Below are 22,014 nucleotides of genomic sequence, written 5' to 3'. Positions count from 1 at the left end.
GGTCGGGGCGCGCTTCGCCCGGCCGGGCTTTCACGAACGGGCGGCACTCTCGACGGACCGCTGGGCCGAGGCGGACGCCCGGCGCTCCCCGGCCGTCGGCGAGAGCGCGACGAACGCCGAGGTGAGGAACAGGTAGGACCCGAGGCCCACGGCGAGGGGGAAGATGAACTGCATCGCCGTGGCCCCGGGCAGCGCCTGGCCGGAGGGGGTGACGTGCACGCTCACCGCGAACATCGCGGTGTAGTGCATGCTGCTGACGGCCGCCCCCATGACGAGGGATGCGAGGGTGACCGCGACGGGGGACTTGATGTTGAGGCCAGCCCACAGGGCCGCGGTCGCCGCGAGCACGGCGATCAGGACGGACAGTCCGACGAGTACCGGGTCGTAGCTCACGTGCCCGTGCAGCCGGACCGCCGCCATGCCCAGGTAGTGCATGCTGGCGACGCCCAGTCCGGTGGTGAGGCCGCCGAGGAGGAGCGCGCGGTTGCGGTCCCGGCTGTAGCCGACGGCGAAGACGCCGGCGCAGACGACGGCCATGGCGACGACGAGGCTGAGGATGGTCAGCGGCACGTCGTAGCGGATGTCGGTGCCGCTGACGCCGAAGCCGAGCATCGCCACGAAGTGCATGGTCCAGATGCCGGTGCCGATCGCGGTGGCGGCGGTGACGAGCCAGTTGCGGCGCGAGCGGCCGGTGGTGCCGAGGGCGCGGACGGTGCAGCGCAGCCCGAGGGCGGCGCCTATGCAGGCCATCACGTACGACAGTACGGGGGTCAGCCAGCCGAAGGTGGCGTGGTGCAGGTGTCCCATGGCCCCGGGACGCTAGCGGGGGCACGGGCGCACAAAGGGCGCGCATTTCGAAAGGTGCCGCAATATGACGCAGAGATGTGCCGGAACGATCGCCTCACTTTCGAACGTGTGCACAGGAGGGTCATCCGTGCCGGTGAGGGATCATGCCGCACATGACCGATGACCACACGCATGTCCAGGAATTCTTCACCGCGCGGGCGGCCGACTGGGACAGCAGGTTTCCCGACGACGGTCCCGCCTACGCGGCCGCGGCGGCCGGCCTGGGGCTGCGCGCGGGCGACCGGGTGCTCGACGCGGGCTGCGGCACGGGGCGCGCCCTGCCGCCGCTGCGCGCCGCCGTGGGGCCCACTGGCGTGCTCGTAGGGCTCGACCTGACCCCGGCGATGCTGCGGGCCGCCGTGCGGGCCGGGCGGGACCGCGAGGGGACGCTGCTGCTCGCCGACGTGGGGGCACTCCCGCTCAGGTCGGGCACCTTCGACGCCGTCTTCGCGGCGGGTCTGGTCGCGCATCTGCCGCACCCGGTGGAGAACCTGCGGGAGTTGGCGCGCGTGGTGCGGCCGGGCGGCACGCTGGCGCTGTTCCACCCCATCGGCCGGGCTGCGCTCGCGGCACGCCAGGGCCGCCGGATCACCCCGGACGACCTGCGCGCGGAGGCCAACCTCGGCCCGCTCCTGGCCCGTTCGGGATGGCGCATGACGTCGTACGTCGACGAGGACGCCCGCTTCCTCGCGCTGGCCGTCCGCGAGGAATGAGGACCACACTCCGCACACAACGTGTTCGAAACGTCGGCGCCCATGTGCCCCGGGTGGCCCGGGTGTCCCCCGGGCCACCGTCGTACGGCGCCGGCGAACCGCCTTCGGCCGCGATACGCCGGGCCGGGTCTGCGTCCTGGGCCGTTTCGCCCCCGAACAGGTGGAAAACTGCAGCTCCGCCTGTATGGGGTGCCGTGACAAGCGCCTTCCGTTCGCACTAGGGTGCGCGCCGTTGGACGAACCGATGGGGAGGCTGGGATGGCCGAGACGGAAGAGGAGGCCGTCGCCACCGCGGACGATGCGCTGTACGTGCTCACGGCGATACTGCTGACGCCGGCGCAGTTTCCGAGCGTGCTGGGCGACGACTATCCGGAGGCGTGCGCGGCGCTCGCACTCGCGCCGCGTGCCGACGGGTACGGCCTGGTGCTCGGCCAGGACGGCGACGGCGCGCGCTGGACGGTCGTCATCGACGACGTGTCGCTGGTCGCCGTCGCGATCGCGTCCTGGGACTGCGGCATGGAGTACGACCTTTCACCGGACGAGCGCACGGTCGTCGCCGCCCTGCCCGGCTGGCCCCTCGCCGTCGCCGTCGCGGCTCCGGGCATACCCGCGCCGCACGACCCCGGCCCCGATGTCGCGGACCGTCCCCCGCTGAGCCCGCCCGACACCAGTTCCTGGGGCCCGGCCCAGCGGCGTCTGGGCGCCGACGAGATCGCGCTGCAGTGGGCCGTGTGGCGCGGCCAGATCGACGACTCGGACTTCCCGGCACCGGACGACTCCCCCAAGGCGGCGCAGACCCCGCGGGACGGCGCGGACGGCTCCCCGGGCACCCCCGCGGACGCCTCCGCCACCGGCTCCGCCAACGGCTCCGAGGAGAACGCGCCGAAGGGCCACCCCGGTATCCGGCGGGTACTGGCGGAGGCTCGCACCTACGTCGACACGCCGCCTCCGCTCGGCCGGGTCCGCTCGTCGTTCGCCCCGGGCGAGGCACGGACGCTGCGCGCGGACGGACCCGGCTGGTCGATGGTGGCGCGCACCGACGACATCGCGTTCGTCCTGCTCGACGACGAACCCGGCGAGGTCCTGCCGGTGGGCCGGGGCCCCGAGCTTCCCGGCCTCCTGGAGGCACTCGACAAGATGGCCGTACGGCCGTCCTGAGGGGGCCGGGCCGCCACCGCCCGCAGACGGCGACGACCCGGCCCCACCGTACGGCTCCGCACGCCGCGCCGCGGTCGCTCAGCGGCCGATCTCCTTGCGGGCGACCCGGCGCAGCCGACGCCGCTGCGAGGGGTCCAGCGTGAGGTACGCGGCCACCGGGATCCCCAGCACGATCAAGAACGTCACCCACCAGGGCAGCCATATCAGCAGGATCAGCCCGACCGCCACACCTCCTGCGGCGATCTTCGCGTTCTTCGACATGAGCGTCGCCTCCTTCGCGGCCATTGCCGCTCTCTGATCTGAGAACGGCCCCGTGCTCCCCGCGGTTCCGGTCCGCGACCCCGAGACCCCCCTGAGAAGCGACCCCTAGTGGTCGCCACGGGCGGCGCCTTCGGCGCCCGTCGAACGAGATGCGTCGAACAAGACGCGTCGAACACTTCGTGAAGTGGCCCGGGTCACAGCGTAGCCATTCCGGGCGGGTCGTCGAGGTGCTGTACCCTCGGCGACTCCGAACCAGTAGTCAAATTTGAGGAGTGCGTCGAGCTGTGCAGACGATTCCCACGGCACCAGCCTCCGAGACGACCGAACTGCTCCGCTCCTGCGCCGTGTTCGAGCCGTCGGGCCCCGCCCGGGCCGGCCGGGTGGCCTTCTGGCGACCGGACGGCGAGTTACCACCCGTGCTCGCACCCGGTCGTACGGCGGACCTGAGCGTCGTGCTGCCCAGCGGGAACGGCGTCGAGCGGGTGCGAGTGCCCGCGCTGCTGCTGCCGGTGCGCGCCGCGCTGCCCCTGCTCCTGCACGCGCGCGTGAGCCCTGGCGCGGACCCGGCGACCGCCTTCTGGGGCACGGCCGGCGCGTTGGCCCTGCACCTCCTCGCCCGCGGCCTGCTGCTGCCCGGCCTGTCCCAGGGCGATCACGACGCCTGGCGCGTGGGACCGCTGTCCGCCGCGGATGCGCACCTGGTCCGCGAACTCGCCGCCGCCATGCCGCCGCAGGCCCACGCGGTGCCCCTGGCCGACACCGGAGCGCCCCGGCTCCCGGATCCGGAGCGACTGCTGCGCGCCTTCCTGGACGCGGTCGCCGACACCCTCCCGCGCTCCGCTGCCGCCCCCCTGGTGACGGACGGCCCGGCATACGCGGCGCCGGAGCCACAGCACCTGCCGGCCCAGCGGGCCTGGGCCGACGACCTCGCCGCGGGCCAGGACACGGGGGTACGGCTGTCGCTGCGCGTCGAGGTGTCCGGTCTCGGCGACGACGTGCGCGACGACGCTCCTGAGCGGTTCCGTGCCGTGCTCCAGGTCCAGGGCGCGAGCGGGTCCGGGGTGGTCGCCGACGCCGCCGACGTGTGGGCGGGCACGGGGCCTGCGGGCGAGGCCTTCGGCCCCCGCGCGCGCAGGGACGTCCTGCTTGCTCTGCGCCGCGCGGTCCGCGCCTGGCCACCGTTGGCGGCGCTGCTCGCGACGGATGTGCCGGACGCCGTCGGCCTCGCCGACGAGGAGGCCGCCGAACTGCTGGGCGAGGGCACGCGGGCGCTGGCAGGAGCGGGTGTCGACGTGCACTGGCCGAAGGAACTGTCACGCGGGCTGACCGCGCACGCGGTCGTCGGCCCACCGGACGACGGGACGGCGGACGACTGGGCAGCGGCGAAGGCGGGTGCTTCGGCGTCCCGGCCGGTTCTGTCGGCGGACGCCCTGCTCACCTTCGGCTGGTGCTTCTCGCTCGACGGACAGGAGTTGTCCCGCGACGAACTCGACCGGCTCGCGGAGGCCAAGCGCCCGCTCGTCCGGCTGCGCGACCGGTGGGTGCTGATCGGCCCGCAGGACGCGCACCGCGCCCGCACCAGCGCCCGGCAGGACAGGACCGTCACCCCGGTCGAGGCGCTGGGCGCCGCCCTGGCGGGCTCGGCCGAGGTCGACGGGCACCGAGTCGACGTACGGCCCACGGGATGGCTGGCGGGGCTGCTGGAGCGGTTGGCGGGCCCGATGACGGGAGAGCCGGTCGGACAGCCGGCCGCCCTCGCCGCCACACTGCGCGACTACCAGTTGCGCGGTCTGGACTGGCTGGCCCGCACGACCGCCCTGGGCCTGGGCTGCTGTCTGGCCGATGACATGGGGCTGGGCAAGACGGTCACGCTGATCGCGCTGCATCTGCACCGGCAGGCGGACGCCTCGGCCGCCGGGCCGACGCTGGTGGTCTGCCCGGCGTCGCTGCTCGGCAACTGGCAGCGCGAGATCGAGAAGTTCGCCCCGGGCGTGCCGGTGCGCCGGTTCCACGGTGCCGGGCGTGCCCTGGACGCCCTGGCCGAGGACGCGTTCGTCCTGACGACCTACGGGACGCTGCGGCTGGACGCCGGGCGGCTCGCGGAGGTGCCCTGGGGCCTGGCCGTCGCCGACGAGGCCCAGCATGTGAAGAACCCGTACTCGGCGACCGCGCGTGCGCTGCGTTGCCTCGGCGCACACGCGCGCGTGGCGCTCACCGGTACCCCGGTGGAGAACAACCTGTCGGAGCTCTGGGCGATCCTGGACTGGACGACTCCGGGCCTGCTGGGGCGTCTCGGCGCCTTCCGCGCGCGGTACGCGCGGCCCGTGGAGGCAGGCGGGGACCCTGCCTCCGCCGAGCGGCTCAACCGTCTCGTCCGGCCTTTCCTGCTGCGCCGCCGCAAGTCCGACCCCGGAGTCGCGCCGGAGCTGCCCCCGAAGACCGAGACCGACCACGCCGTCCAGCTGACCCGGGAACAGGCCGGACTGTACGAGGCCGTGGTGCGCGAGACGCTGGAGCGCATCGCGGTGGCCGACGACATGGCCCGCCGGGGCCTGGTCATGAAGCTGCTGACCGGTCTGAAGCAGATCTGCAACCATCCGGCGCAGTTCCTCAAGGAGGAGGATCCGAGGATCGCGGGACGTTCGGGAAAGCTGGAACTGCTGGACGAACTGCTCGACACGATCCTCCCGGAGGGGGCGGCCGTACTGGTGTTCACCCAGTACGTGCGGATGGCCCGCCTCCTGGAACGCCATCTGACGGCCCGTGGGGTGTCCTCGCGGGTCCTGCACGGCGGGACGCCGGTCGACGAGCGAGAGGCACTGGTGCGCCGGTTCCAGGACGGCGAAGTGCCCGTCTTCCTGTTGTCGTTGAAGGCCGCCGGAACCGGCCTGAACCTCACCCGGGCCGAGCACGTCGTGCACTACGACCGCTGGTGGAATCCCGCCGTCGAGGCACAGGCCACCGATCGCGCCCACCGCATCGGACAGACGCGGCCCGTTCAGGTGCACCGGCTGATCACCGAGGGAACCGTCGAGGAACGTGTCGCGCGGGTACTGAGCCGCAAGCGGGCCCTCGCCGACGCGGTGCTGGGCGGCGGCGCGGCCGCGCTGACGGAGCTGACGGACGCGGAGCTGGCCGAACTGGTGGAACTGCGCGGGGAGGCGCGATGAGCGGATACGACCCCCGGCACGACCGAGGCCCGGAGCGCACCTTCGACGCGTCGCCGCCCGCGCGCGGGCAGGGTTTCGCGCGGACCTGGTGGGGCCGGTCCTGGCTGCGGGCACTGGAGGAAGGGGCGCTCGACACCACGCCGGTGAAGGCGGGCCGCAAGCTGGCGCGCGCGGGCGCGGTGGGAGCGGTGACGGTGCGCCCGGGACGGGTCACGGCGGTCGTCCGTGACCCGGGAGGCGCCCAGCACCGGGCCGACGTCCTGGTGCCGGAGCTGTCCCAGGACCAGTGGGTCCGTTTTCTGGACTTCGCTCTGGAGCGGGCCGGGCACCTGGCGGCGCTGCTCGACCGAGAACTGCCCCCGCACTTGGTCGAGGACGCGGCGGCGGCCGGCATCGGCCTCCTGCCGGGCCTCGGCGACCTGGAACCGGAGTGCGACTGCGGCACCTGGGACCACTGCGGGCACACGGCGGCCCTCTGTCACCAGGTGGCGCGCCTGCTGGACGAGGATCCGTTCGTCCTGCTGCTGATGCGCGGCCGGGGCAGAGGCGCCTTCCTCGCCGAGCTGGACCTGCGCGGCACCACCCCACCGCGGACGCCGGACACGGTGGAGGGAGTGGATACGCAGGAGGGACAGGAGGCGGTGGGCGCGGCGGGAGTGGACGCGGCGCAAGCCTGGGCGGCAGCGGGCATCACGCCTCCGCTGCCCGAACCGCCCGGCCTTCCAGCCGCTCCGGGACCGCCGCCGTCCCTGGCCGCCGAGACCGAGCCCGCTCCCGGGATCGATCCGAAGGCCTTGGCACACCTGGCCGCGCGAACGGCCGCGGAGGCGCACCGGCTGCTCGCCCGGGCACTCCGGCCTGGCGGGGAAGGCGTGCTGCCGCTGCGGGAGTTGACGGTCGGCGAGGACGCCGTACGCCTTGCCGACGGGGCACCTCCCGGCACTGTCACCGATCGGCTCGCCGAGGGGTCGGGGCGGGGGCGGGAGGGGCTGGCGGTGGCCGTCCGGGCCTGGCGTACGGGTGGTACGGAGGCTCTGTCCGTGCTCGACGGCGAGTGGCGGGTGGAGGGTGCGGCGCTCGCACGCGCGCGTGCGTCCCTGGCAGCGGCGTGGGACGAGGACGAGCGGCCGTCGTTCCGGTCGAGCGGCAACCGCTGGACCGTGGTGGACGAACCGGTTCAGCTGCGCCTCGGGCGGGACGGCCGTTGGTGGCCGTACCGCGACGAGGGTAGCCGCTGGGTTCCGGCGGGAGACGCGGACCGCGATCCGGCGACGGCACTGGAGTCGGCGCGACCCGGCTCGGAGAGTTCCTGACGGACCGGGGCGGACGGAAAACGGCGACGGCGCGGGCGGCCTCGACCGGAACGGCAGCCGCCCTCGGGCGCCACCGTGGGCTTCCGTGGCCGACGCGTGCCGCACGAGGGGGCCGTCCGTCCCTCGCGCGGCACCCACGCGCGCGTGTGTCACGCGCGCGTGGGTGTGTCACGCGCGCGTGGGTGTGTCACGCGCGCGTGCGTTCAGCCTCGAGCCCCCAGCAGATGGTCCATGGCCAGCTGGTCGAGGCGCTCGAAGGCCATCCCCCGCGCGGCGGTCGCTTCCACGTCGAAGTCCTCGAAAGCGGTCCGGTCGGCGAGCAGGGCCTGGAGGCCGTCCGCGGCGGTCGGCTCGGCCAGCTGGTCGAGGCGCGAGGCACGCAGCGCCTCCTGGACCTCCGGGTCGGCCCGGAAGGCGGCCGCCCGCTCCTTCAGGATGAGGTAGTTACGCATGCAGCCGGCCGCCGACGCCCAGACACCGTCGAGGTCCTCGGTCCGCGGCGGCTTGAAGTCGAAGTGGCGGGGGCCGTCGTAACCTGCGCTCTCCAGGAGGTCGACCAGCCAGAAGGCGGCCCGCAGGTCCCCGGCGCCGAAGCGGAGGTCCTGGTCGTACTTGATGCCGGACTGGCCGTTGAGGTCGATGTGGAAGAGCTTGCCGGCCCACAGGGCCTGCGCGATGCCGTGCGGGAAGTTGAGGCCGGCCATCTGCTCGTGGCCCACCTCCGGGTTCACGCCGTACAGCTCGGGCCGCTCCAGGCGCTCGATGAACGCCAGGGCGTGGCCGACGGTGGGCAGCAGGATGTCACCGCGCGGCTCGTTCGGCTTGGGCTCGATGGCGAAGCGCAGGTCGTAGTCCTGTGAGGTGACGTACTCGCCGAGGAGGTCGAAGGCCTCCTTCATGCGGTCGAGGGCCACGCGGACGTCCTTCGCGGCGCCGGACTCGGCGCCCTCGCGGCCTCCCCAGGCCACGTACGTCTTCGCGCCCAGCTCCACCGCCAGGTCGATGTTGCGGATCGTCTTGCGCAGCGCGTAGCGGCGCACCTCACGGTCGTTGGCGGTGAACGCGCCGTCCTTGAAGACGGGGTGCGTGAAGAGGTTCGTGGTGGCCATCGGGACGGCCATGCCGGTTGCGTCGAGTGCCTGGCGGAAGCGCTTGATGTGCGACTCGCGCTCGGCTTCGGAGGAGCCGAAGGGGATCAGGTCGTCGTCGTGGAAGGTCACTCCGTGGGCACCCAGTTCGGCCAGGCGCTGCACCGTCTCGACCGGGTCGAGGGCGCGGCGGGTGGCGTCGCCGAACGGATCCCTTCCCTGCCAGCCGACGGTCCACAGGCCGAAGGTGAACCTGTCATCGGGGGTGGGCTGGTAGCTCATGCCGCGGCTCCTCGCTTGCTTACGACTATTTCGTCATGGCCGTTTACAAATTAGTATGCGAGCGCACCTCTGGGAAGAGACAAGATGTCTTTGACGGCAAGGTGTCTTTGACAGCCCCCAGCACAGGCCGCGCGGCCGCGGAAGAGGGAGAGCCCGATGTCAGCAGCCGAGGGTCCGCTCGTCGTCGGCGTGGACACGTCCACGCAGTCCACGAAGGCGCTGGTCGTCGACGCGGCCACCGGGCAGGTCGTGGCGAGCGGCCAGGCGCCGCACACCGTCACCTCCGGTGCGGGCCGGGAGAGCGACCCGCGTCAGTGGTGGGACGCCCTGTGCGAGGCACTGCGGCAGTGCGGTGACGCGGCGCACGAGGCGGCCGCGGTGTCGATCGGCGGCCAGCAGCACGGCCTGGTCACTCTGGACGCGCAGGGTGAGCCGGTGCGTCCGGCCCTGCTGTGGAACGACGTCCGCTCCGCGCCCCAGGCCCGCCGCCTGGTCGAGGAGCTGGGCGGCCCGAAGGCCTGGGCGGAGCGGACCGGGAGTGTGCCCGGGGCGTCGTTCACGGTCACGAAGTGGGCCTGGCTGGCCGAGCACGAGCCGGAGGCGGTCCGTGCCACCCACGCGGTACGGCTCCCGCACGACTACCTCACCGAGCGCCTCACCGGCCAGGGCACGACCGACCGAGGCGACGCCTCCGGCACCGGCTGGTGGGCGTCCGGGACCGAGGCGTACGACCCGGAGACCCTCGCCCACGTCGGACTCGACCCGGCCCTGCTGCCCCGGGTGGTGCGCCCCGGTGAGGTGGCCGGCACCGTGCGCGAACACCACGACCTGCCGTTCTCCAAGGGCACCCTGGTCGCTCCCGGGACCGGCGACAACGCGGCGGCCGCGCTGGGCCTCGGGCTGCGACCGGGCACCCCGGTGCTGAGCCTGGGCACCTCGGGCACCGTCTACGCGGTGTCCAGGCACCGTCCCGCCGACCCGACCGGCACGGTTGCGGGCTTCGCCGACGCGCACGGCGACTGGCTGCCGCTGGCCTGCACCCTGAACTGCACCCTCGCCGTGGACCGCGTCGCGGCCCTGCTGGGCCTGGACCGGGAAGCCGTCGAGCCCGGCACCGCGGTCACCCTGCTGCCGTACCTGGACGGCGAGCGCACCCCGAACCTGCCGAACGCCTCCGGGCTGCTGCACGGCCTGCGTCACGACACGACCGCCGGCCAGCTGCTCCAAGCCGCCTACGACGGCGCGGTCCACTCGCTGCTGGGAGCGCTCGACCTGGTCCTGGACGAGGACGCGGACCGCAGTACCCCGCTGCTGCTGATCGGCGGCGGCGCCCGGGGCACGGCCTGGCAGCAGACCGTACGGCGGCTGTCGGGGCGGCCGGTCCAGGTGCCCGAGGCGAGGGAACTGGTCGCCCTGGGTGCCGCCGCGCAGGCGGCCGGGCTGCTGACCGGGGAGGATCCCGGGGCGGTGGCCCGTCGCTGGAAAACGGCCGCCGGGCCGGTGCTGGAGGCGGTGGAGCGGGACGAGGCGACGCTGGCCCGGATCGCCGGGGTACTCTCCGACGCGGCCCCGCTCCTGGAGCGGGGGACGGACACCCCCTGACCGCCCGGCGACCGCCGGGACGCCCATCGGGCGGCCGAGCACTCACCGGGCGGCCGCCGTCGGAGGGGCTCACCGGCCCCGGAGGGACACCGACGGGCACGCCCGGCGACCATGCACCGCTCGGGGACACCTGCGCGGCCAAGGACGAGGATTGACGGAGGCATGACCGCACCGCTGCACGAGGCCCGACCGCCCGGAGCCGGTCGCGCCCTGCCGGACACCCAGCAGGGCATGCGCCGCCGCAACCTCGCCCGGGTGATGCACGCGGTCGGCGCCGAGGGACCGCTCTCACGGGCCGCGGTCGCCTCGCGCATCGGTCTGACGCGGGCCGCGGTGTCCACGCTCGTGGACGAGCTGGTCCGCTGGGGGCTCTTGGAGGAGCTGGGCCCCGAACGGCCCGGCCGGGTGGGCCGGCCGGGGTCGGCGCTCGCCGTGAGCGGGCGCGGCCCGGCCGGGATAGGAGCGGAGGTCGGTGTCGACCACCTCAGGGTGTGCGCGGTCGACCTGCGCGGCGAGGTACGCGCGCGTGCGGTGCGGTACGGCGCGAACCGGGGCCGGGCGCCGGAGCCGGTGGTGGCGGAGCTGACGGCGCTGGTGCGCCAGGTGGTCGCCGAGGCGGAGCGGGAGGGGTTGTGGCCCGCCGGACTCGCCCTCGCCGTGCCGGGCCTGGTGGCGCGCGACGGACGTACGGTCGTCCACGCCCCGAACCTCGACTGGCATGACACCGACCTCGGTGCCCTGCTGCCCGCGGGCCCTCCGCTGAGCGTGGACAACGAGGCCAACTTCGGCGCGCTGGCCGAGCTGTGGCTGGGCGCGGGCACCCCGCGCGACTTCCTGCACGTGTCGGCCGAGATCGGCATCGGCGCGGCGGTCGTGGTGGACGGCCGGCTGCTGCGCGGCACACGGGGCTTCGCCGGCGAACTGGGCCATGTGCCCGTACGGCCCGACGGACCGCCCTGTGCCTGCGGCGGGCGCGGCTGCCTGGAGCAGTACGCGGGTGAGGAAGCGGTTCTGCGCGCGGCCGGTCTCGAACCGCGCGAGGACCTGGTCGGCCTGCTCGCGGAGCGGGCCGGCGCCGGCGACGAGCGGGTGCGGCGGGCCCTGCGGGACGCCGGTACGGCCCTCGGCATCGCCCTGACCGGGGCGGTCAACCTGCTCGACCCGGAGGCGGTCGTCCTGGGCGGCGCGCTGGCCGGGCTCTCGCCGTGGCTCCTGCCGTCGCTGGAGGCCGAGCTGGCCGATCGGACCACGGGACCGGCCTGCCCGGTGTCGGTGTCCCGGCTGGGTTCCGAGGGGCCGCTGCTGGGAGCCGCCCACTCCGTCGCCCGGGCCGTCCTCGACGATCCGGCGGCGGTGGCGGAAAGGGCCTGAGGCCGCGATCCGTCGTCCACGCCACCCGACAACCGGCAACCGGCAACCGGCAACCGGCAACCGGTCAATTTCGGCCGGGCCCCAGTCGAAACGGTTGTCCGCGCGAACACCCCGAGTGACGATGTCCCCAGCCGCATCGCCGTCCCGGGAGGACGAGTTGACCGATCCATGGGTGGCCCTGGAGCCGGGGGCCGACCCTGTCGAACGCGTCCGGGTTCTGCGCCGGGCACACGAGACGTTCACGACGGCCGGCACGGTGCCTCGGCCGGTGCGGTCCGTGGTGGCCGAGTCGTGGCGGCGCAGCGCGCGGGCCGGAGTCGGACCGGACGGCGGCGCGAGCGTGGAACTGACCGACGGCGACCTCGGGGCCCACCGCGCCGAGCATCCACTGTCCCGGGTTATGCCACTGTTCCGGGAACTGATGGGCACCTTCGCCGCCGACGGCGAGCATCTGCTCGCGGTGTGCGACGCGCACGGCAGGCTGCTGTGGGTCGAGGGGCATCCGGCGACCCGCCGCAGGGCGGACCGGATGAACTTCGTCCCCGGAGCACGCTGGGCGGAGACGGCGGTCGGCACCAACGCCCCGGGTACGGCGGTCGCCGTGGACCGGCCGGTGCAGGTGTTCGCCGCCGAACACTTCATACGGCAGGTCCAGCCCTGGACGTGCGCGGCCGCGCCGGTGCACGATCCGCACACCGGCCGGGTGCTCGGTGCCGTCGACATCACCGGCGGGGACGGGCTGGCCCATCCGCACAGCCTGGGCTTCGTGCAGGCGGTGGCGCGGGCCGCCGAGTCGCAGCTCGCGCTGCTCGCCCCGCCGCGCACCGGCGAGGAGACGGCGACGCTGAGCGCGCTGGGGCGCGACGAGGCCGAACTGCGCCTGGACGGGCGTCCGTTCAGGCTCAGCCGCCGGCACAGCGAACTGCTGGTGCTGCTGGCCCGCCACCCCGAGGGGCTGACCGGCGACGAGCTGTTGTGCGCGCTGTACGCGGACGAGTCGGTGACACCGGTGACCTTGCGCGCCGAACTCGCGCGGCTGCGCCGGTTGCTGGGTCCGGGGCTGCTCACCTCGCGGCCGTACCGGCTGACCGTGCCGGTCGAGTGCGATGCCACGGTGGTGGAGCGGCGGCTGGCGGCGGGCGCGGTCTCGGCGGCGGCGGGGGCGTACACCGGCCCGCTGCTGCCCAACTCGCAGGCCCCGGCGGTGGTGCGGATCAGGCACCGGCTCACCGACGGCCTGCGGACGGCGCTGATCGCCCGCCGTGATCCCGATCTGCTCGCCGACTGGGCGCACGCGCCGTGGGGCGAGGAGGACGTGGAGGCGTGGCGGGCGCTCGCGGCTGTGCGGCCCACCGCGGCGATCCGGGCGCGGCTCACGGCACTGGAAACGGAACTGGCGGCGCCGCCGGCTCCCCGGACACCGCGCTGACAGCACGGCCAGGCCTGCGGTCGCGCAACCTACCTGCAACGTACGACGGCCTAGCCTCGCGCCGGAAGCTGCCCAGCGGCGGGCAGCGCTTCACCGGGAGGCAGACCATCATGACCCGTTACACGGCGCCCGGCTCCGAGGGCGCGATCGTCTCCTACCAGGCGCGTTACGACCACTTCATCGGCGGGGAGTACGTGCCGCCGGCCCGCGGACAGTACTTCGAGAACCCGTCACCGGTGAACGGGCAGCCGTTCACCGAGGTCGCGCGCGGCACCGCGGAGGACGTCGAGCGGGCGCTGGACGCGGCGCACGCGGCCGCTCCCGCCTGGGGCCGTACGTCGGTGACGGAACGCTCCGACATCCTGCTGAAGATCGCCGACCGGATGGAGGCCTACCTCGAACCGCTGGCGGTGGCCGAGAGCTGGGAGAACGGCAAGCCGGTGCGCGAGACGCTGGCGGCCGACATCCCGCTCGCGATCGACCACTTCCGGTACTTCGCGGGAGCGATCCGCGCGCAGGAGGGTTCGCTGGGCGAGGTCGACGAGGACACGGTGGCGTACCACTTCCACGAGCCGCTCGGGGTCGTGGCGCAGATCATCCCCTGGAACTTCCCGATCCTGATGGCGACCTGGAAGCTGGCGCCCGCGCTCGCCGCCGGCAACGCCGTGGTCATCAAGCCCGCCGAGCAGACGCCGGCCTCCATCCACTACTGGATGAGCCTGATCGCGGACCTGCTCCCGCCGGGCGTCGTCAACATCGTCAACGGCTTCGGTGTGGAGGCGGGCAAACCGCTGGCGTCCAGCCCGCGGGTGGCGAAGGTGGCGTTCACCGGGGAGACGACGACCGGGCGGCTGATCATGCAGTACGCCTCGGAGAACATCAAGCCGGTCACGCTGGAACTGGGCGGCAAGTCCCCGAACATCTTCTTCGACGACGTCTGGGCACAGGACGACGACTTCCGCGACAAGGCGCTCGAAGGCTTCACGATGTTCGCGCTCAACCAGGGCGAGGTGTGCACCTGCCCCTCCCGCGCACTGGTCCAGCGCGGCCACTACGCCGAGTTCCTCGAGGCGGCCGTGGCCCGCACCCGTCTGATCAAGCCGGGCCACCCGCTCGACACGGACACCATGATCGGCGCCCAGGCCTCCAACGACCAGTTGGAGAAGATCCTCTCCTACCTGGACGTCGGCCGCCAGGAGGGCGCCAAGCTCCTCACGGGTGGCGAACGCGTCGAGTACGACGGCGAACTCAAGGGCGGCTACTACGTCCAGCCGACCATCTTCGAGGGCGACAACCGCATGCGGATCTTCCAGGAGGAGATCTTCGGCCCCGTCGTCTCGGTGACGTCCTTCGACGACTTCGACGACGCGATCAAGATCGCCAACGACACGCTGTACGGTCTCGGCGCGGGCGTGTGGACCAGGGACGCCAACACCGCCTACCGAGCGGGCCGGGCGATCCAGGCGGGCCGCGTCTGGACGAACTGCTATCACGCCTACCCCGCGCACGCGGCCTTCGGCGGCTACAAGCAGTCGGGTATCGGCCGGGAGACGCACAAGATGATGCTGGAGCACTACCAGCAGACGAAGAATCTGCTCGTGTCCTACAGCCCGAAGAAACTTGGGTTCTTCTAGAGCCTGAAGTCGGTTGCCTGGGGGCATCGTGTGCTCCAGGCAACCCGACACAATAGCTGCCCCATGCAATCAGTCGGGTTCTTCTCGTTACCCTCTGGCATCCAGTGGAGTTCCACTCGGACCAGTCGCGGACCAGATTCCGGGGGCGGGCCGGGTGGACTCACCTCGGCCACACAGTCCTCCGGGACCTCCATCCGCGGCGAACACGCACGCCACCGCGGCAATCCGCTCCGCAAAGGGCCCTGTCCCAGGCCGCCATCCTTCACCTGGCCCGGCAACGCGTGAACGTCATCCACGCAACGATCCGCACCGGCACCCGCTACCAGCCGCGCACACCCACCGACATCGGCATCGCCGCCTGCCGATCCCACCGGCCCCTGTCTTGCCGCTCCCGTCACGCCCGCGCACCGACACGGCCACGACGGCCGCGCCGGCCACCGGCCTGCCCACCCTGTACCTGATCAGCCGGGAACATCCCGCTTCGCAGGCCCCGAAAAGCAGTGACCGAGCAACACGCGACAGCGACGCTCAGCCGGCGTCCCCGGCGAAGGCCGGGACTCGGCAGGATGCCAACCCGCCCCGTACTCACTTCCTTGCGACAATGCAAGTGGCCACCGGATAGTCCGGGTGGTATGTGCTCAGTTCCAGGGCGTCGAGTTCCTCGGCTGCGATGCCCATGAGCGACGCGATGACACTCAGCGGATTGCCGTACTGGTGCACGGTTTGTTCGGACCAGGCACTGAACATCTCCCGCAACGCTGTTGGGAGTGGCCGCCAGTAGTCCTCGGGCGCGCTGTGCAGTCGTTGGGCGCTGGGGACCATGCAGCACGCTGTACCGCCCGGTCGCAGCCATTGCCACATGTTGTCGACCACCTGCCACGGGCGCGCAGTGTGCTCCAGAACGTTGAAGGCGAGGATGGTGTCAAGAGAGCCCGCCGGGATGATTCCCAGATCCGCTACGTCACCGACCAGAGCGACTCCGGGGGCCGCTCTGATATCCAGACCGCGGTATTCGGAAGCACGGGTGAAACCGTAGGCGTCCTTGTTGCTGTCCAGTCCTCCAATCTCCACAACATCTCCCTGAACGGAATCGCGGATTTCGGCGATGAACTGGTCCAGGTAGTAACGGTCAATTGGGGTGCCCCGAGACATTCCGAAAGCCGGGCAGATCGGTATCAGCCTGCGCAGTTGGCCCCAGTCGATCCCACCAATTGGCGGTACCAGGAAGCCTCGTTCCTGCAGTTCCGTGAAGAGTTCGCGAAAGTTCGGGGTTTCTGGATCGTGGCTCAGATTTCGCTGCATTCCCAGCGCCCGCAGCACCTGCCGGGTTGAACAGCTCTGTGCGGTCAGGTCCGCTACCTGGGCCATCTTCCGGTCATCCCGCACGATCAAAGATCCATGCTGAGCGAATACCGAGCAGGTGTCCCCACTGTAGCTGAGCTCATCCACAGCGGCTTGCGCGTCGGCCGCCAGCGGGGCTTTCCTCATCGCGGTGAACTCGGCTTCCGCCGCTGCGAGATCACTCTCATGGAGCATGATCTCCAGGATGAGCAGCATGTCCAGGGAGAGTGGAAATCCTTCCTGCCGGTGGGCGGCACCCACCTTGTTGGCCTTACCTGCCTTGACGCACATCCGGTCCGGCTGGGCGGACAGAGCCACCATGGAGGTGAACAGTCCGTTCTTTGGCATTGTGCATCTACTCCCCACTGTTTCCGAATCTGGACCGATCCATATCCAAGAAATTCACGCCATTTTGAGGCGCACCGTATGGCGAACTCTCTACGTGACCTCGTCTTCTCATCCCGGAGATGGACTCGGCAAGGCGCCGGCTCGCCGGCCCGGGGCGGCTCGGGCTCCGAAGTTGGGGCGTGCCGGCTCGCGGGGGCACGGGATGGTCCGGTGCGGGAGTTGTCCCGTGCCCCGGCGGCGGCGTCAGGCCAGGACTGGTGTCCAGTGCGGCCGGCGGAACTCCCCCCAGCGCAGCTGCGGCAGGCCGGCCGCCCGGGCGGGCGGGCCGGGCAGGGGGTTGTCCGTCAGGCTCAGCCAGGTCAGGGCGGTGAGCCGGCCCAGTCGGTTGGGCAGGGCCGACAGCTGGTTGCGGTCCGCGCTGAGCCGGGTCAGCTTCCGCAGGTCCGCCAACTCGGCCGGGAGTGTGGTCAGTTCGTTGCCGCTGACATCCAGGCAGGTCAGCTCGGTCAACCGGCCCAACCAGGCCGGCAGTTGCGGCAGCCGGTTGTCCGACAGGTCCAGCCGGCGCAGCGAGGTGTGGCCGCGTACGGACGCCGGGACTTCGCTCAGGTCTCGCCCCGACAGATCCAGCACGCTGACCGCGCCGGCCGGGGGCGCTGCGGTCTCAGTAGGTGAGGGTCCGGGACCAGCCGTGGGCCTCATCGGCCAGCTCCTTCCAAAGGGGATGGTCGTCGTAGGAACTGCCGCAGGGGCGCAGCCGGAGCCGCTCGTCCCTCACGTCGATGCGGCCGTCGTTCGCCTCGATGTGCCCAAGGACGGCCCGGGCCTCCTTGATGACCGCGGGATGGAACACCTTCCAGGAGCCGGTGGAGAAGCGCTCCACGCGGCGGCGCATCCGCTCCACGCACGCGTCGTTCAGCCCGACGCATGTCAATGCCGAGACGCGCGGAGGCTCGGCAGGGCGGCTGGCTCCAGTCGACGGCATGGTGACCCCTATGGCTATACGCACGCGCCCTTCGCGGCGACACGAGGCTGACCTTGCTTAGGGGTGTCGAAGCGCTTCGACACCGGACGGTCCCCGACTCTTGCATGATCACGACAGATCGGTCAAGGGTCCGGCTCTGCTGTTGACGCTCCACCGCGACACGACTACTGCGAATGGGTCGCATGATCACGTTACGAGCTCAAAGTGACATGCGAGCCGGTCCAGGAAGCGGCACATGACGTCGGCGTCGAAGGTGTCGGTGAAGACCATGAAGTGCATGCGACCCTTGGTGCTGATCGCGGACATCGCGTTCACCGAGAACCGTTTGCCCGGGCGGCGACCTCGCCGCCCTCGGCCTTCACCTTCGCCCGGATCGCCGGCCGCGTCTCCTCGCGGCGGACACGCACCGCCTCCTGGTTCTGCTCGACGGCCCGCTTGTCCGGGCGCTGGAACGACAGACCCCAGCGGCGCAGGTGTTTGCCCACGCCCTGCTCGGTCAGCCGCACCCGGTACAGCTTCGCGATCAGGTCCCCCCCACCCCCCACCAGCACGCGTCCACAGCCGCCCCGCCAGCGTCAGATCACAGGACCGGTGATCCAGCACGGCCTGCCGGACCGCCTGCTGCTCGACCCCATCGAGCACCCAACGCTCACCGACCCGGCGCCCACGCGGCTGAGCCACGAGCGCCTCACGCCCACGGCCGGCCAGTTCGCCCACCGGTTGTCCACGGCATTGAGCGAGACCTGGAACACCGCCGCGACATCCTCGCGGGTCCAGCCCGCCGCCAACGCGTCCACCGCCCGCGGCCGAAGGGCCTCCTGCGCCGACGGCGACAACTGCCGTGCCTCCCCCACCAGTTCACTCGCGCGGGCATCAACGAACCAGAACACCTGCCGTTTCGGATCAATATGTTCTGGACGAGACCCTCCTGAGTTTCTGATCAACACTCACCCGAGGGAGGCAGTCACCGCATCCCCTTCGGCGACCGAGGCAATGAGATGGCGCGGACCAGTGAGCCCATCTCGCCGGTCACGGTAATCAGATCCACGCGGCCGCGCGGTTACACGGTATCCATTGTCACGCAACAGTGCAGTTATCGATACCTGACTTTCCCGGTCACACTCGATCAGAAGTTTTGGCTTCACAGACGAGAGGAGGTTCTTCCCCCCGCTTTTCAGGAGGTCGTACTCGGCGCCTTCGACATCTATCTTGACGAGGTCGGGTGGCCCGAACATTCCGGCAAGGGAATCCAGTGAATATGCCGGCACCGGCCCACCGGCCATCGGTACAACCCTGCGACAGGCAGGCCGCGGGTCTGACGCGTCGATGTCTGCAGGTCCCGAGCGTCCGAGTACGGCGTACGGCAGGACAGTGATGTTGCCTCCCAGGCTGTTGCGATGGATCGTGGTCGCGAGCCTGGCGCGGTTGTCCGTGTCTGGCTCAAAGGCATAGACGCGTCCATTGGAGCCGACAGCAGAGGCCATCAGCAGGGTGTGATTTCCGGCGAATGCCCCTACGTCCCACACCACGCCCCCCGGGAGAATCGCTTTCAACAGCGATTTTTGCACCCACCGTTCATAGACGCCAAGCCATATGGGGGCGTCCTGCGGTAGCCGCAGGTCCAGGTAGACACCCGCAAGGGCGCCGCTGACAACCGGGAGTTCGCATCGAGTCGGGATTCCATCGTGAGCTAGCTGCCGTTTGACGAGGCGTTGAATTGACGGAAATCCGTAGACATGGCTCAGTACCGAATCCGGGAGCATTCGCGCAACACGAGAAATCACCCCCGCCCGTCGGCTTTCCTTGAACGATGGAGTGGGTTCTGTGGCCACCGAGGTACACCTTCCTTGCGTGCCGCTCACCCGGCCTCGACAGCGAACCAGTGTTCGCTGTCTTAGCACTTCACTTGACCCGACCGAGCTATGCGCCGTGGTGGCGAGATTGCTTTCCAATGACCGCCGTCGACAGTCGGAATCCTTGACTGACCTGTCGTGATCATGCGACAGTCGAGGACCGTTCGGTGTCGAAGCGCTTCGACGACGCGCAGTCAAGGTCAGCCTCGCGTCGCCGCGAAGGGCGCGTGCGTATAGCCATAGGGGTCACCATGCCGTCGACTGGAGCCAGCCGCCCTGCCGAGCCTCCGCGCGTCTCGGCATTGACATACGTCGGGCTGAACGACGCGTGCCAGGACGTTTACCGCTTACTTCTGAAGAATCCGCATTGGGGCATTCGGGACATCGCCGTCGAGTCGAAGCTGAGCGAGGAGGACGTCGGGCTCGCGTTGGACCAGCTGGCCGACAAGGCTCTGCTCGCGCCCGACCAGCCTCATTCCCAGCGCCGGGTGCCGATCAATCCGGAGATGAGCCTGGGCGCACTGCTCGCCATGCAGGAGGCGGAGGTCGCACAGCGCTGGCAGGGGATCCGCCAGGCCCGCGAGCAGGTGCTGGAGCTGGCGTCGGCCTATCTGACGGCAGGGCACCCGGAACCTCTCCCTCTGGTGGAGCACATCCTGGGCCTGGACGCCACAAGGCAGCGGCTCGCCGTGCTGGCCGAGGACACCCGGACCGACGTGCTGTCCTTCGCGCCCGGCGGCCCACAGCCCGCCGACGTGCTGGAGAGCAGCCGGGCGCTGGACCGTGTGACGCTGGCCCGCGGAGTGCAGATGCGAACCGTCTGCCTGGAGAGCATCCGCAACAGCCGGCCCACCATGGAGTACGTGGAGTGGCTGGTGAGCGGGGGTGCCGAGGTCCGCACCGTGCCGGCTCTCCCCATGCGCCTGATCGTCGCCGACAAGGCGACCGCGGTCCTCCCCGTCCGAGCGGACGACGCCCGGCAGGGCGCCCTGCTCGTCCGGCACCCCGGGATCGTCGATGTGTGCACCGCTCTCTTCGAGCAGGTGTGGACGGGAGCGGCCCCGGTCGGCAAGAGCAGCGAGGTCCGGGACGGCGACGACGCACCGAGCGAGCAGGAGCGCGAGTTGCTCCGGCTGCTCGCCGACGGCCATGCCGACGAGTTCGCCGCCCGGCAGCTCGGCGTCTCCCTGCGGACCGTGCGGCGCATGATGTCGGGCCTGATGCAGCGGATGGGCGTGAAGTCCAGGTTCCAGGCCGGGGCCAAAGCCGTGTCCATGGGCTGGATCACTGGTTCACCGCACCTCTCGGGTTGACGTCGTCCGGCCGGTCGGCGAGCTGCAGGCCCAGCGCACAGTGGGTGAGCAGCCACCCTGCCAGCGGGCCGGACGGCGCGCTGGTGAGGTCCAGCAGCCGTTTCCTCACTCCGGCGACCGCGTCTTCGGCCGAGGCCGCGGAGACGAAGGCGATCAGGCCCATGCCGGTCAGGTCGCCCTGGCAGCGCACCCGCTCGATCACCACGCTGTGCGCCTCCCGCGGGGGATCCATCAGGCCGCAGGCGACCGGGTCCGGATGCAGATCCGGATGCGGATCCGGACCCGGGTCGAACCGCATTCCGGGAGCGACTGCGCGGACCAGTTCGCCGCGCACGGGATACATGAGTTTGCCCTCCTCCGAACAGGCCCCTCGACGGGCTCACCACCCAGCAGCGGGCGGATGTGGGTCAGTTGCGCAGCGCGTCCGCCGCTGCGACGGGGTCGACCGGAGTGAACGCCAGACCGGTGGCCAGCTCTGCCGCACCCGGTATCCGGAGCCTGTTCGCGGAACGCAACAATCCGGCCAAGGTCACCGTGATGTGCCCTCCGGCCTCGCCGGTCTGGTGCAGCCAGAGCTGATAGGGCATCGGGCGCGCGAACACCGCGTCGAGTCCGCGTACGGCACCGCCGAGCGCGTCGGCGAGTCCGTCCCGCTCGGCGTCGGTCAGTTCGTCGATGCTCGCCACGTGACGCGTCGGCGACAGACGAAGCGAGTACGGAGCGGGCGGCGCCTGCGGGACGCGGGTGATCCAGTGCGCGTCGGCACGGACGAGCAGCCGTTCGGGTCCCGGCGCGCAGACGGCGCAGGTGTCGCGTGAGACCGTCCGTTCGGCCCCGAGCAACTCGGGGACCAGAGGAAGTCCGAAGAGCTGGCTGTGCGGATGCGCGACCGTGGCCCCGGCCTCCGCTCCCCGGTTCTCGAAGACCAGGGCGCATCGCACATCGGGGCGAGCCGCCATGAGCCGGCTCCGCTCGCCCCACATGTCCACCACGGCGCGGATCTGGGGCCGCGTCATACCGGCGAAGTCCAGTGTGTGTTCGGGGCTGTGCACCATCACCTCACAGCGACCGGCCCCGATCGCAGGCCACCGGTTGGGAAAGGCCCAGGTGGTGAAGGAGTCCGGGCATTCTGTTCCGCCGGGGCAGAACGGGCAGTCGTCCGCACCGGACTGGGGGCGCGCCGAGCGCCTGCCCGACGTGAACCCCACTCGCGCGGTGATCGGGTCGGTCACGGGGCCGCTCTGGTCCGCGGATGCCCGCGCAGGCAGGTCGGGAACCGTCCCGGCCAGATAGGTGTTCATGGGTCT

18 protein-coding genes and 1 pseudogene are annotated in these 22,014 nt (G+C 71.6%); 9 read left to right on the top strand and 10 right to left on the bottom strand.

The genetic code is table 11. From position 1 onward, the window contains the following. Positions 1-30 precede the first annotated feature (30 nt). On the bottom strand, positions 31-807 hold the full coding sequence (locus tag ACFYMM_RS18110; RefSeq protein ID WP_388387502.1) for an MHYT domain-containing protein: 777 nt from the start codon (positions 805-807) through the stop codon (positions 31-33). 152 nt (positions 808-959) lie between these two features. Here ACFYMM_RS18110 and ACFYMM_RS18105 point away from each other — a divergent pair, with 152 nt between their 5' ends. Further along, positions 960-1,559 (top strand): class I SAM-dependent methyltransferase, encoded by a 600-nt coding sequence (locus ACFYMM_RS18105; RefSeq protein WP_388387500.1) that lies wholly within the window; start codon positions 960-962, stop codon positions 1,557-1,559. A 258-nt stretch (positions 1,560-1,817) separates the two neighbouring features. Beyond that, entirely contained in the window at positions 1,818-2,717 is a 900-nt protein-coding gene (locus ACFYMM_RS18100) for a hypothetical protein (protein WP_388387498.1), read from the top strand. Positions 2,718-2,795: 78 nt separating this feature from the next. On the opposite strand, the gene ACFYMM_RS18095 is transcribed toward ACFYMM_RS18100, so the two are convergent. Next, entirely contained in the window at positions 2,796-2,978 is a 183-nt protein-coding gene (locus tag ACFYMM_RS18095) for a hypothetical protein (protein ID WP_388387496.1), read from the bottom strand. A 284-nt stretch (positions 2,979-3,262) separates the two neighbouring features. Here ACFYMM_RS18095 and ACFYMM_RS18090 point away from each other — a divergent pair, with 284 nt between their 5' ends. After that, the gene (locus ACFYMM_RS18090) at positions 3,263-6,148 is read left to right on the top strand and encodes a DEAD/DEAH box helicase (RefSeq protein ID WP_388387494.1); all 2,886 of its coding nucleotides are present in this window, start codon (positions 3,263-3,265) and stop codon (positions 6,146-6,148) included. Further along, positions 6,145-7,461 (top strand): SWF or SNF family helicase, encoded by a 1,317-nt coding sequence (locus ACFYMM_RS18085; RefSeq protein WP_388387493.1) that lies wholly within the window; start codon positions 6,145-6,147, stop codon positions 7,459-7,461. The genes ACFYMM_RS18090 and ACFYMM_RS18085 overlap by 4 nt, the downstream gene beginning before the upstream one ends. A gap of 203 nt (positions 7,462-7,664) precedes the next feature. Here ACFYMM_RS18085 and xylA read toward each other — a convergent pair whose 3' ends face one another. Continuing rightward, positions 7,665-8,831, bottom strand: a complete 1,167-nt coding sequence (gene xylA, locus ACFYMM_RS18080) for a xylose isomerase (protein ID WP_388387491.1) — start codon at positions 8,829-8,831, stop codon at positions 7,665-7,667. Between the two features lie 156 nt (positions 8,832-8,987). Between xylA and xylB the strand changes: the two genes are divergently transcribed. The 4 genes from xylB to ACFYMM_RS18060 all read left to right on the top strand — a co-directional run bounded on the left by xylB (position 8,988) and on the right by ACFYMM_RS18060 (position 14,867). Next, positions 8,988-10,433, top strand: coding sequence for a xylulokinase (gene xylB, locus ACFYMM_RS18075; RefSeq protein ID WP_388387489.1), 1,446 nt, complete (start codon positions 8,988-8,990; stop codon positions 10,431-10,433). A gap of 162 nt (positions 10,434-10,595) precedes the next feature. Further along, the gene (locus ACFYMM_RS18070) at positions 10,596-11,804 is read left to right on the top strand and encodes an ROK family protein (protein WP_388387487.1); all 1,209 of its coding nucleotides are present in this window, start codon (positions 10,596-10,598) and stop codon (positions 11,802-11,804) included. A 157-nt stretch (positions 11,805-11,961) separates the two neighbouring features. Continuing rightward, positions 11,962-13,233, top strand: coding sequence for a GAF domain-containing protein (locus ACFYMM_RS18065; protein WP_388387485.1), 1,272 nt, complete (start codon positions 11,962-11,964; stop codon positions 13,231-13,233). A gap of 110 nt (positions 13,234-13,343) precedes the next feature. Further along, positions 13,344-14,867, top strand: coding sequence for an aldehyde dehydrogenase family protein (locus ACFYMM_RS18060; protein ID WP_388387483.1), 1,524 nt, complete (start codon positions 13,344-13,346; stop codon positions 14,865-14,867). Positions 14,868-15,452: 585 nt separating this feature from the next. On the opposite strand, the gene ACFYMM_RS18055 is transcribed toward ACFYMM_RS18060, so the two are convergent. The 5 genes and pseudogenes from ACFYMM_RS18055 to ACFYMM_RS18035 all read right to left on the bottom strand — a co-directional run bounded on the left by ACFYMM_RS18055 (position 15,453) and on the right by ACFYMM_RS18035 (position 19,373). Further along, entirely contained in the window at positions 15,453-16,556 is a 1,104-nt protein-coding gene (locus ACFYMM_RS18055; protein ID WP_388387481.1) for a class I SAM-dependent methyltransferase, read from the bottom strand. Positions 16,557-16,799: 243 nt separating this feature from the next. Then, positions 16,800-17,258 (bottom strand): leucine-rich repeat domain-containing protein, encoded by a 459-nt coding sequence (locus tag ACFYMM_RS18050; RefSeq protein WP_388387479.1) that lies wholly within the window; start codon positions 17,256-17,258, stop codon positions 16,800-16,802. Continuing rightward, positions 17,221-17,541, bottom strand: coding sequence for a hypothetical protein (locus ACFYMM_RS18045; protein WP_388387477.1), 321 nt, complete (start codon positions 17,539-17,541; stop codon positions 17,221-17,223). Before ACFYMM_RS18045 ends, ACFYMM_RS18050 begins: the two co-directional genes overlap by 38 nt. 198 nt (positions 17,542-17,739) lie before the next feature. Further along, positions 17,740-18,395 (bottom strand): annotated as a pseudogene (locus tag ACFYMM_RS18040) (winged helix-turn-helix domain-containing protein); the annotation flags it as partial. Between the two features lie 93 nt (positions 18,396-18,488). Next, entirely contained in the window at positions 18,489-19,373 is an 885-nt protein-coding gene (locus tag ACFYMM_RS18035; protein WP_388387474.1) for an FkbM family methyltransferase, read from the bottom strand. A gap of 272 nt (positions 19,374-19,645) precedes the next feature. Here ACFYMM_RS18035 and ACFYMM_RS18030 point away from each other — a divergent pair, with 272 nt between their 5' ends. Beyond that, a complete protein-coding gene (locus ACFYMM_RS18030; RefSeq protein WP_388387472.1) occupies positions 19,646-20,707 on the top strand; it encodes a LuxR C-terminal-related transcriptional regulator in 1,062 nt (353 codons plus the stop codon). On the opposite strand, the gene ACFYMM_RS18025 is transcribed toward ACFYMM_RS18030, so the two are convergent. Both ACFYMM_RS18025 and ACFYMM_RS18020 read right to left on the bottom strand, forming a co-directional pair. Beyond that, complete coding sequence (locus ACFYMM_RS18025; RefSeq protein WP_388387470.1) at positions 20,679-21,050, bottom strand: hypothetical protein; 372 nt, start codon at positions 21,048-21,050, stop codon at positions 20,679-20,681. The two genes, ACFYMM_RS18030 and ACFYMM_RS18025, sit on opposite strands and share 29 nt — an antisense overlap. 64 nt (positions 21,051-21,114) lie before the next feature. Further along, complete coding sequence (locus ACFYMM_RS18020) at positions 21,115-22,008, bottom strand: hypothetical protein (protein ID WP_388387467.1); 894 nt, start codon at positions 22,006-22,008, stop codon at positions 21,115-21,117. Positions 22,009-22,014 lie beyond the last annotated feature (6 nt).

This window comes from Streptomyces sp. NPDC006739, assembly GCF_042869815.1.
Classification (GTDB): Bacteria; Actinomycetota; Actinomycetes; order Streptomycetales; family Streptomycetaceae; genus Streptomyces.
Note: the sequence above shows the minus strand (reverse complement) of the source record. Positions and strands in the feature narration are given on the sequence as shown.

Coding starts and splice junctions, on each gene's coding strand:
- xylB (WP_388387489.1), top strand. CDS start 8,988: ATGTCAGCAGCCGAGGGTCCGCTCGTCGTCGGCGTGGACACGTCCACG.
- ACFYMM_RS18050 (WP_388387479.1), bottom strand. CDS start 17,258: ATGAGGCCCACGGCTGGTCCCGGACCCTCACCTACTGAGACCGCAGCG.
- ACFYMM_RS18055 (WP_388387481.1), bottom strand. CDS start 16,556: ATGCCAAAGAACGGACTGTTCACCTCCATGGTGGCTCTGTCCGCCCAG.
- ACFYMM_RS18070 (WP_388387487.1), top strand. CDS start 10,596: ATGACCGCACCGCTGCACGAGGCCCGACCGCCCGGAGCCGGTCGCGCC.
- ACFYMM_RS18025 (WP_388387470.1), bottom strand. CDS start 21,050: ATGTATCCCGTGCGCGGCGAACTGGTCCGCGCAGTCGCTCCCGGAATG.
- ACFYMM_RS18060 (WP_388387483.1), top strand. CDS start 13,344: ATGACCCGTTACACGGCGCCCGGCTCCGAGGGCGCGATCGTCTCCTAC.
- xylA (WP_388387491.1), bottom strand. CDS start 8,831: ATGAGCTACCAGCCCACCCCCGATGACAGGTTCACCTTCGGCCTGTGG.
- ACFYMM_RS18095 (WP_388387496.1), bottom strand. CDS start 2,978: ATGTCGAAGAACGCGAAGATCGCCGCAGGAGGTGTGGCGGTCGGGCTG.
- ACFYMM_RS18105 (WP_388387500.1), top strand. CDS start 960: ATGACCGATGACCACACGCATGTCCAGGAATTCTTCACCGCGCGGGCG.
- ACFYMM_RS18100 (WP_388387498.1), top strand. CDS start 1,818: ATGGCCGAGACGGAAGAGGAGGCCGTCGCCACCGCGGACGATGCGCTG.
- ACFYMM_RS18110 (WP_388387502.1), bottom strand. CDS start 807: ATGGGACACCTGCACCACGCCACCTTCGGCTGGCTGACCCCCGTACTG.
- ACFYMM_RS18085 (WP_388387493.1), top strand. CDS start 6,145: ATGAGCGGATACGACCCCCGGCACGACCGAGGCCCGGAGCGCACCTTC.
- ACFYMM_RS18020 (WP_388387467.1), bottom strand. CDS start 22,008: ATGAACACCTATCTGGCCGGGACGGTTCCCGACCTGCCTGCGCGGGCA.
- ACFYMM_RS18045 (WP_388387477.1), bottom strand. CDS start 17,541: ATGCCGTCGACTGGAGCCAGCCGCCCTGCCGAGCCTCCGCGCGTCTCG.
- ACFYMM_RS18030 (WP_388387472.1), top strand. CDS start 19,646: ATGCCGTCGACTGGAGCCAGCCGCCCTGCCGAGCCTCCGCGCGTCTCG.